This window comes from uncultured Thermosynechococcus sp. (assembly GCF_937958135.1).
GTDB lineage: Bacteria > Cyanobacteriota > Cyanobacteriia > Thermosynechococcales > Thermosynechococcaceae > Thermosynechococcus.
Genome location: NZ_CALGOG010000091.1, coordinates 1 through 8,158 on the forward strand (window position 1 = coordinate 1; position 8,158 = coordinate 8,158).

Below are 8,158 nucleotides of genomic sequence, written 5' to 3' on the forward strand. Positions count from 1 at the left end.
GGGTGGCCACGGCCTACTACCAACTCATGACATTTGCAGCCCATCCGCTGTTCTCATTCCTGTGGTTATTGGGTTTAGGGGTGGTGATGGGGATGGTGATCATGGGCTTGAAATACTGGGGCGATCGCCAGCGGTTTTCTACCCTAGGGAGGGAGTGATCGTGCTCTTGCAACTCCAGGACTATATCAAGAACCGTCAAATTGTGTCTTTGCGGGAATTGGCGACCCATTTTCGGGCACCGCCGGCAGCAATTGAACCCATTTTGGAGCAGCTCATCCGCAAAGGCCGGGTGCAAAAAGTAGCCCCTGGCCACTGTGGCAGTTGTAACCAATGCAGCCCGGAGACCTTTGAACTTTACCAATGGAGAATCAGCAATGCTATCCGAAGCAATGACAAATCGGCTCAATGAACAGATCAACCTTGAAATCTACTCAGCGCATCTCTACTTGCAAATGAGTTCTTGGTGTGCCCACAAAGCTCTCGAAGGCTGTGCGACATTCCTCAGTCAGCATGCCGACGAAGAGATGGCTCACATGCGACGCCTGTTGAATTACATGCACGAAACCGGGGCTTTGGCCATTCTAGGGGGTATGGAAGCGCCTCCGCACACCTTTCAGTCTCTCAAGGAGATGTTCAGCAAAGTCTATGAGCATGAACAGTTCGTGACCCACAAAATCAATGAGCTAGTACACTTGGCAGATACGGAACCTGACTATGCAACATTGCAATTCTTGCAGTGGTACGTTGCTGAACAACACCAAGAGGAATTTTTATTCAAGAGCATCCTCGACAAAATTGAACTGATTGGCACAGAGGGGCAGGGACTCTTCTTTATTGACCAAGAAATTGGCAAGCTTGCCGCAGCCAAGTCGCCCAGTAACCCTAAAATATAGTTGACGCCCGTTGCCCGAAAAGTTAGGTGTCGCTTGAGAAAGTGTCATAGGACGCTCTACAGGTCTTTGAAAACCTAAAGTATGGTTTAGTTAGTGAGGAGTGATTCGCAAACGGAAGTCCTGGGGTCGAAACACGGCAAGACTCCCAGGGCTTTTTATTTGGGTTTGAAGCAGATACATTAAAAGTATGCCGTTGCGAATTTCTGGCCAGCGATCGCTCAAAACACTTCCCGGCCACAGCACTCGACCCACAAGGGCAAAGGTTCGCCAGGCAATTTTTAACATCTGGCAAGGCCGCTTGGAAGGCTGTTATTGGCTTGATTTGTGCGCCGGTACGGGCGCAATGGGAGCAGAAGCTCTTGTTCGCGGTGCTCAATGGGTGGTGGGGATTGAGCAATCTCCCCAAGCCTGTCAAGCCATTCGGCAAAACTGGTCAGCCTTGGCTCAACCCCATCAGCACACCCTCCTCTTGCGGGGGGATGTCCGCCAGAAACTCCTCCAACTCCCTGTGCCGCAATTTGACTTTATCTACTTTGATCCCCCCTACAAGAGCGATCTATATCTCCCCGTTCTGCGGTTACTTTGGCAACAAGGGTGTCTGAGGCCAACGGGGGAAATTGCCGTTGAGTGTCACACCAAAAACCCACCGGATTTAGAGGCCATTCTAGCGATCGGCTGGCAACAGCAGCGAATTAAAATCTATGGCAGTACAACGGTGCTCTTCTTTTGTGGCCACTGAATTTGACGTTTACGCGGCAATTTCATCCTTCCGAAATTGGGAATATTCACTCGGCAGTTTGGCGGTTGCAGGAGGCCCTGCACGCGCGGTACAGTGTCCATAAATCCTGCAGCGGGCCAGGGAGTGCGTCTGGCCAAGAGCCTGTTATCTAGCGAATCAATTCCTTTACGCCATCAACGGCCAAGGAGGGAGTTGGATTGCTGGGTGCCCCGCCCGTTCTCCCAAGGTCTCGCCAGTGGTTCCTCAACAGGGATTTTCTATGCAAACTCGCCCCCTCGGTCGCACGGAGATTCAAATTACGCCGCTCATTCTTGGCACTTGGCAAGCCGGCAAACGTTGGTGGGTCGGCATTGAAGATGAGGAGTCCATTCGCACGATTCGCGCAGCGGTGGAAGCGGGGATGACCACCATTGATACGGCGGAGGTTTATGGGGAGGGTCACTCAGAGCGGATAATAGCCGCAGCCGTAGGAGATCTGCGCGATCGCTGTGTCTATGCAACGAAGGTGTTTGCCAACCATTTGCGCTACAAAGAAGTCATTGCCGCCTGCGAGCGATCGCTCCGTAACCTTAACACCGACTACATTGACCTGTATCAAATTCACTGGCCGGCGGGTTCCTTTGGTTCAGAGGTTGTGCCCATTGAGGAAACCATGCAGGCGATGGTGGAGTTGAAAGTTGCCGGCAAAATCCGTGCCATTGGGGTCTCCAACTTCTCCCGTGCCCAACTGGCTGAGGCAATGCAGTACGGGCGCATTGACAGTGTCCAGCCTCCCTATTCCCTCTTCTGGCGTTGGGCAGAAACAGAGTTAATTCCCTTTTGCATTGAGCACGACATTACCATTTTGGCCTACTCCCCCCTAGCCCAAGGATTACTCACGGGTCGCTTTGGGCCTGACCATCGGTTCGATCCTGAGGATAACCGCGCCAAAAACCAGCTCTTTCAAGGGGAAACCTATGCCCGTGCCCTCGAGGCCATTGAACTTATGAAACCCATTGCCACCAGCTTGGGGACAACGGTGGGGAATCTGGCGCTGGCCTGGGTCTTGCATCAACCGCAAACCTGTGCCATTGTTGGCGCCCGCCATCCAGAGCAGGTGTTAGAAAACATCAAAGCGGCTGACCTGCACTTGGATGAGTCTATTTTGGCTATGCTGGATGAGATTAGCCAGCCGGTCATCGCCACTCTTGATCCCAAGAATCCAGTAATGTGGAAGTGGTAGTTCAGATTCACCAGCCTCTCTATGGAACTCCTCGTTCTTGGTGGAATTGTTCTCTACTTCTTTATTGCCCTGCGCTTTTGGCAAGGATTTCACCGCACGTACTACACCCAATCGCGCTTTGTTCTCAGCGTGCTGTGGCTACCCCTGCTTATGAATAAGTCCTATCGCGAAAACTTCCGTCGCGCGTTACTGGGCTAGGTGGAAGGAGCAATTTGGCTGATTGGCGGCACCCATGAGAGTCGTTGGATTGCGGATTTAATCCTATCCCAAGGGTTTCCCTGCTGGGTAAGTGTGACCACATCAGCCGCCTCTGGTCTCTATCCAGCCCATCCGTTGCTCACATGCCATGTCGAGCGCTTGACCTCTAACCGCGCCCGCGAGTTAATTCAACAACACGCCATTCGCGGGATTGTGGATGCTTCCCATCCCTTTGCAGCGGAGATCTCTGCCCTTGCCATGCAGCTTAGCCAAGAGCTGGAGCTACCTTACCTGCGCTTTGAACGCCCCAATTTACCCCCAGCAACGGGTATTTATACAGATTTACCTACGCTACTGCAAAGTAATCTCTTGGTGGGGGAGCGAGTGTTGTTGACGGTGGGGGTAAAACAGTTGGCGGCCTTTGCTCTCCTCCAGCGTCAGGCAACGCTCTTTGCACGCATCTTGCCCACAGTCACTGCCCTAGAAGCCGCCTTAGGGGCTGGGTTCGATCGCCGGCGCTTAATTGCCATTTTCCCGCCTGTATCCCTTGAGCTAGAGCGCGCTCTTTGGCAACAGTGGCAGATTACCGCGGTGGTGACCAAGGCGTCGGGCAACGAGAGTGAGCAGATCAAGCAGACCCTTGCCCGTGAGTTGGGGGTCAAACTGATTACCCTACAGCGGCCGCCGCTGAGTTATCCGCGCCAAACCAGCGATCGCGCCGGTGTCGAGGCCTTTTTGCAGGAGTTAGCCCCCCCTAGACAAAGCGATCCGTGACCGCCCCCAGGCTACTAGAAGAGACGAGTTTGGCATACTTTGCTAAAACGCCACGGGTATAGCGCGGTGCCGGCGGCTGCCACTTGGCGCGGCGTGCGGCCAGTTCTTCCTCGCTGACATTCAATTGCAGGAGTCGCTGATGGGCATCAATGGTAATGGAGTCTCCCTCCTCCACAAGGGCAATTGTTCCCCCCACCGCAGCTTCCGGCGCAACGTGACCCACCACCATACCATAGGTCCCGCCGGAGAACCGACCATCGGTAATGAGGCCAACGCTATCCCCTAAACCGGCACCGATAAGGGCAGAGGTGGGAGCCAGCATTTCCCGCATCCCTGGACCGCCAACGGGGCCTTCATAGCGGATGACAATGACATCACCGGGGTTGATCTTGCCGGCAAGAATTGCTTCTAAACAGGCTTCCTCGGAGTCAAAGACGCGGGCAGGCCCGGTGATCTGGGGATGTTTTACGCCGGAGAGCTTGGCAACTGCCCCTTCAGTGGCTAAATTCCCCTTGAGAATAGTCAAGTGGCCGGTGGCGTAAAGAGGCTGGTCAAAGGGACGAATCACCTCTTGGTTGGGGTCGGGGGTATCGGGCACATCGCGCAGCCGCTCGGCAATGGTTTCGCCTGTAATCGTCAGGCAATCGCCGTGGAGTAGGCCGGCATTGAGGAGCATTTTCATGACTTGGGGAATGCCGCCCGCCCGATGCAGATCGGTGGTAACGTATTGCCCTGAGGGTTTGAGGTCGCAGAGGACAGGCACCCGTTGGCGAATGGTTTCAAAGTCATCAATGGTCAACGGTACCTCGGCACTGTGGGCGATCGCCAGAAAGTGCAGCACTGCATTTGTCGAGCCACCGATCGCCATGATCACGCTGAGCGCATTTTCAATGGATTGGCGGGTGATAATATCGCGGGGACGGATATTTTTGCGGATGGCTTCCACGAGCACTTTGCCCGCCAGCTCCGTGCTGTCTGCCTTTTCGGCATCCTCCGCCGCCATGGTTGAGGAATACATCAAGCTCATACCCATGGCTTCAAAGGCCGAGGACATTGTATTGGCTGTAAACATACCACCACAGGAACCTGCCCCTGGACAGGCATGGTGTTCAATGGCATGGAGCGTGGCTTCATCCATTTTGCCGGCACTAAACTGACCCACAGCTTCAAAAGCACTGACAACGGTAAGGTCTTGCCCCTGCCAGTGACCGGGCTTAATTGTGCCCCCATAGACAAAAATGGCGGGAATGTTCATCCGTGCCATGGCAATCATTGCCCCGGGCATGTTTTTATCGCAGCCGCCGATCGCCAACACCCCATCCATACTTTGGGCATTACAGGCAGTCTCAATCGAATCGGCAATCACATCCCGCGAAACGAGGGAGTATTTCATCCCTTCGGTGCCCATGGAAATACCATCGCTGACGGTAATTGTGCCAAACAACTGGGGCATCCCCCCTGCGGCGCGAATGCCCGCTTCGGCACGACTGGCTAAGGTAGCAATCCCCATATTGCAAGGGGTAATGGTGCTGTAGGCACTGGCCACCCCAACAATCGGCTTGTTAAAATCCTCATCGCCAAAGCCCACGGCTCGCAGCATGGCTCGGTTGGGGGTGCGTTGAATGCCTTCGGTAATGATGCGACTGCGCCAGTTGTCTGCCATAGTGTTCTCGCGATCGGCCTAAACATTAATAAAACATCTCTTTATTTTCCCCCACCTGTGGGCGATCGCTCTAGGGGGCTAGCCAAATAAAACATCAAAGCAGTTAATAATCCAAGACCGGAAAGATACTTGACACTGTTGGGAATCAGGGGATTCGGTGACCAAAAGCCCTCAATTATACCCGCAATCACTAGGAGCGGCACGATCCCAAACATCAGTTGCGCGGCTAGAGTCCCATTGCGCTTCAAGGCGCTAAGGCGACGGTATCGCCCCGGCAAGAGAATCGCCTGCCCCAGCAACAGACCTGCCGCCCCCGCTAGAAAAATGGCGGGCAACTCTAAAGCACCATGGGGACTGACAAAAGCCCAAAAGGGATACTCTAGGTTGTTTTGCGCCACAAGGGCAGCGATCGCCCCCATGTGCAAACCATTGTTCCAGAGGATATAGAGGGTTCCCAGCCCCCCTAGAATTCCCCCCGCCAACATTGCAAAGGCCACACTCAGGTTATTGGTCATGATGGCACTAGAAGCCAAGGGTTCAACCCCCACAATTGACCCCATCCACAGCTTCCCCTCCTTTTCCACCAAGGACAGAATGTCCGAGGGCACCACCAGTTCCAAAAACTGGCGATCGCGCCACGCATACCACCAAGCGATCGCAGCAGCTCCAAGAAAGACCCCCAAGGCAAAGGCCGTATAGCCCCACGTTTGCTGAACAACCGCTGGGAAGCCCCGCTGGAAAAACCCCCAGACCCTGCGCCAATCTTGGGAGCGCCGCCCCTGATAGATTTGGCTGTAGCCCCGCAACGTCAACCCCTGCAAATAGTTGACAAGACTACTGCCCAGGCGGCGCGTTTTTGCCCGTGCCAAGTCCGCACTGACCACGCGGTACAACTGACTGAGGCGGCAAATCTCCGTTGCCGATAGCCCCTGAATCCCCGCCGTCTCAGCACGGTTGAGGAGTTGCTCGAACTCAAGCCACTGCGGCTCCTGCCGTATCAACCAGCGTTCAACATTCATGATCCATTGATTCCTCTTGAATCGCCCCCAAAAAGGACTCTAGGCGTTTGCGAGGAATGTAGGGCCAGCCGCCATTGGTTTCAATATCCCGCAGCAGTTTATAGAGCGCTTGGCGATTGGTGGGCAACGCTGCCTGAAACTGATTGTCACAAATTTCGCGGTGCAATTGCTCCAAAAGACGCAGCAGTGCCAGTAGGTCATGGACATTCCCGTTGGCTTGGTCAGCCGCCATGCGGATACGTTCCGCAAGGGCACTGAGGTCGGTTGGACTTAAATGCGATGGCGAGGAAATCATCTTTTTCTATAGAGCTTTTTGAATTGGGAATAAGGATTTTCTAGCACAGTTGCTAGGATGGCAACACGACTAGAGGAAGAGGTTTTGTGACAATGCTTCGGACATCTGTTGCCCTTGGGGGGCAGCAACGTTGAGCCTAGGTTGGGCGATCGCCCCCTCTGTCTTGGCAGAAATGGAAGTGGCTCGCGTGTACACCGTAGATATGCACTCCCGTCGCTTCTATAGGAATAGGAACGGCATTACCCAAGTGGATTTTAGCCTCTCGACCCGTGGAGACGATTACCGGCATCGGGCAACTGCCTCTTGTAATCCCTACAACGTTTGAGTCCTGCGGTTGGGATTGGACGGCAACCAAAAGCTATCCCCCCTCCGATAGCAGGGGATATTGCCCGTGCGGTCTGCCGTCGTTAGCCTGCCGTTGCGCCAATACCCCGTGCGAGGTCAGCGGGAGCAAAGACCCCTAGCTCAGTGATAATGCCGCTAATTAAATGGGCAGGGGTGACATCAAAGGCAGGATTGTAAAAATCCACCCCAGCCGGCGTAATGCGGCTAAACCCCACCTGATAGATTTCTTGGGGGTGTCGCTCTTCAATGGGAATTTCCGCCCCAGTGGCAATTTTGGTGTCAATGGTAGAAAGGGGTGCCGCGACAAAGAAGGGAATGTTGTGGGCTTTGGCGGCAAGGGCAACGCTATAGGTGCCAATTTTGTTAGCGGTGTCCCCATTTAGGGCAATGCGATCGGCACCCACCACCACCGCATCAATCATCCCCCGCTGCATACAGTGAGCCGCCATCGTATCGGCAAGCAGGGTGACGGGAATGCCCTCCTGCACACATTCCCAAGCAGTTAATTTCGCCCCCTGCAGGCGAGGACGAGTTTCATCGGCATAGAGCCGCTCTAAGCGACCCGCTGCCCAAGCCGCACGCACTACCCCTAACGCTGTTCCATAGCCTGCTGTCGCTAGGGCACCGGCATTGCAGTGGGTGAGCAGGCGCAACTTCTCGGGAGTTTTCGGCAGGACACTGAGGCCGTTTTCGCCAATGGCTTGACAGGTTTGCACATCTTCACGGGCAATGCTTTGGGCGGTTTCAAGAAGGTGCTGCTGCAATTCCTCCAAAGTGGCTGTGGGTTGCTGGGCTGCCCTTAGCATCCGATCAATCGCCCAAAATAAATTCACTGCGGTGGGACGTGTTTGGCGCAATTCCGAGGCGACCTTCTCAAGGTGAACCAAGAACCCCTCGCGATCGCTCCCTTTGTACTCTCTTGCGCCCAAAACCATGCCAAAGGCCGCGGCCACACCGATCGCCGGCGCACCCCGTACAACCATTGTCCGAATGGCAGTGGCCATCTCCGC

The 8,158-nt window shown here is 54.6% G+C and carries 12 protein-coding genes; 7 read left to right on the top strand and 5 right to left on the bottom strand.

Going from position 1 to position 8,158, the window contains the following annotated elements:
• The first annotated feature begins 160 nt into the window (after positions 1-160).
• Entirely contained in the window at positions 161-409 is a 249-nt protein-coding gene (locus Q0711_RS10675; protein ID WP_298977177.1) for a FeoC-like transcriptional regulator, read from the top strand.
• Positions 375-893: a non-heme ferritin gene (ftnA, locus tag Q0711_RS10680; protein WP_366519119.1), complete on the top strand. Its 519-nt coding sequence runs from the start codon at positions 375-377 to the stop codon at positions 891-893. The genes Q0711_RS10675 and ftnA overlap by 35 nt, the downstream gene beginning before the upstream one ends.
• 90 nt (positions 894-983) lie before the next feature.
• On the opposite strand, the gene Q0711_RS11735 is transcribed toward ftnA, so the two are convergent.
• Positions 984-1,178 carry a hypothetical protein gene (locus Q0711_RS11735; protein ID WP_366519121.1) on the bottom strand — a complete coding sequence of 65 codons (195 nt, stop codon included), beginning with the start codon at positions 1,176-1,178 and terminating at the stop codon, positions 984-986.
• Between Q0711_RS11735 and rsmD the strand changes: the two genes are divergently transcribed.
• The 4 genes from rsmD to Q0711_RS10700 all read left to right on the top strand — a co-directional run bounded on the left by rsmD (position 1,087) and on the right by Q0711_RS10700 (position 3,826).
• Entirely contained in the window at positions 1,087-1,632 is a 546-nt protein-coding gene (gene rsmD / locus Q0711_RS10685; protein WP_366519120.1) for a 16S rRNA (guanine(966)-N(2))-methyltransferase RsmD, read from the top strand. The two genes, Q0711_RS11735 and rsmD, sit on opposite strands and share 92 nt — an antisense overlap.
• A 259-nt stretch (positions 1,633-1,891) precedes the next feature.
• Complete coding sequence (locus tag Q0711_RS10690; RefSeq protein ID WP_298617104.1) at positions 1,892-2,854, top strand: aldo/keto reductase; 963 nt, start codon at positions 1,892-1,894, stop codon at positions 2,852-2,854.
• A 21-nt stretch (positions 2,855-2,875) separates the two neighbouring features.
• Entirely contained in the window at positions 2,876-3,052 is a 177-nt protein-coding gene (locus Q0711_RS10695; protein ID WP_298617105.1) for a hypothetical protein, read from the top strand.
• Entirely contained in the window at positions 3,053-3,826 is a 774-nt protein-coding gene (locus Q0711_RS10700) for a cobalt-precorrin-6A reductase (protein ID WP_298617107.1), read from the top strand.
• Here the strand turns inward: Q0711_RS10700 and ilvD are convergent.
• From ilvD to Q0711_RS10715, 3 genes are read right to left on the bottom strand one after another with little or no spacing between them, the layout of a single operon-like run.
• Positions 3,807-5,489: a dihydroxy-acid dehydratase gene (gene ilvD, locus Q0711_RS10705; protein ID WP_298617108.1), complete on the bottom strand. Its 1,683-nt coding sequence runs from the start codon at positions 5,487-5,489 to the stop codon at positions 3,807-3,809. The two genes, Q0711_RS10700 and ilvD, sit on opposite strands and share 20 nt — an antisense overlap.
• Positions 5,490-5,530: 41 nt before the next feature.
• Positions 5,531-6,508 carry a stage II sporulation protein M gene (locus Q0711_RS10710; RefSeq protein WP_298617109.1) on the bottom strand — a complete coding sequence of 326 codons (978 nt, stop codon included), beginning with the start codon at positions 6,506-6,508 and terminating at the stop codon, positions 5,531-5,533.
• Positions 6,498-6,803 carry a hypothetical protein gene (locus Q0711_RS10715; RefSeq protein ID WP_298617110.1) on the bottom strand — a complete coding sequence of 102 codons (306 nt, stop codon included), beginning with the start codon at positions 6,801-6,803 and terminating at the stop codon, positions 6,498-6,500. Before Q0711_RS10715 ends, Q0711_RS10710 begins: the two co-directional genes overlap by 11 nt.
• Before the next feature lie 130 nt (positions 6,804-6,933).
• On the opposite strand from Q0711_RS10715, the gene Q0711_RS10720 reads away from it, so the two are divergent.
• Positions 6,934-7,128 carry a hypothetical protein gene (locus Q0711_RS10720; protein WP_298617111.1) on the top strand — a complete coding sequence of 65 codons (195 nt, stop codon included), beginning with the start codon at positions 6,934-6,936 and terminating at the stop codon, positions 7,126-7,128.
• A gap of 82 nt (positions 7,129-7,210) precedes the next feature.
• Here the strand turns inward: Q0711_RS10720 and mtnA are convergent.
• A partial coding sequence (gene mtnA / locus Q0711_RS10725; RefSeq protein ID WP_299042526.1) for an S-methyl-5-thioribose-1-phosphate isomerase occupies positions 7,211-8,158 on the bottom strand: 948 nt, incomplete at its 5' end.

Excerpts from the sequence above, each read along its gene's own strand:
- Q0711_RS11735 (WP_366519121.1), bottom strand. The coding sequence starts at position 1,178 with ATGTTAAAAATTGCCTGGCGAACCTTTGCCCTTGTGGGTCGAGTGCTG.
- Q0711_RS10690 (WP_298617104.1), top strand. The coding sequence starts at position 1,892 with ATGCAAACTCGCCCCCTCGGTCGCACGGAGATTCAAATTACGCCGCTC.
- ftnA (WP_366519119.1), top strand. The coding sequence starts at position 375 with ATGCTATCCGAAGCAATGACAAATCGGCTCAATGAACAGATCAACCTT.
- ilvD (WP_298617108.1), bottom strand. The coding sequence starts at position 5,489 with ATGGCAGACAACTGGCGCAGTCGCATCATTACCGAAGGCATTCAACGC.
- Q0711_RS10710 (WP_298617109.1), bottom strand. The coding sequence starts at position 6,508 with ATGAATGTTGAACGCTGGTTGATACGGCAGGAGCCGCAGTGGCTTGAG.
- Q0711_RS10715 (WP_298617110.1), bottom strand. The coding sequence starts at position 6,803 with ATGATTTCCTCGCCATCGCATTTAAGTCCAACCGACCTCAGTGCCCTT.
- Q0711_RS10695 (WP_298617105.1), top strand. The coding sequence starts at position 2,876 with ATGGAACTCCTCGTTCTTGGTGGAATTGTTCTCTACTTCTTTATTGCC.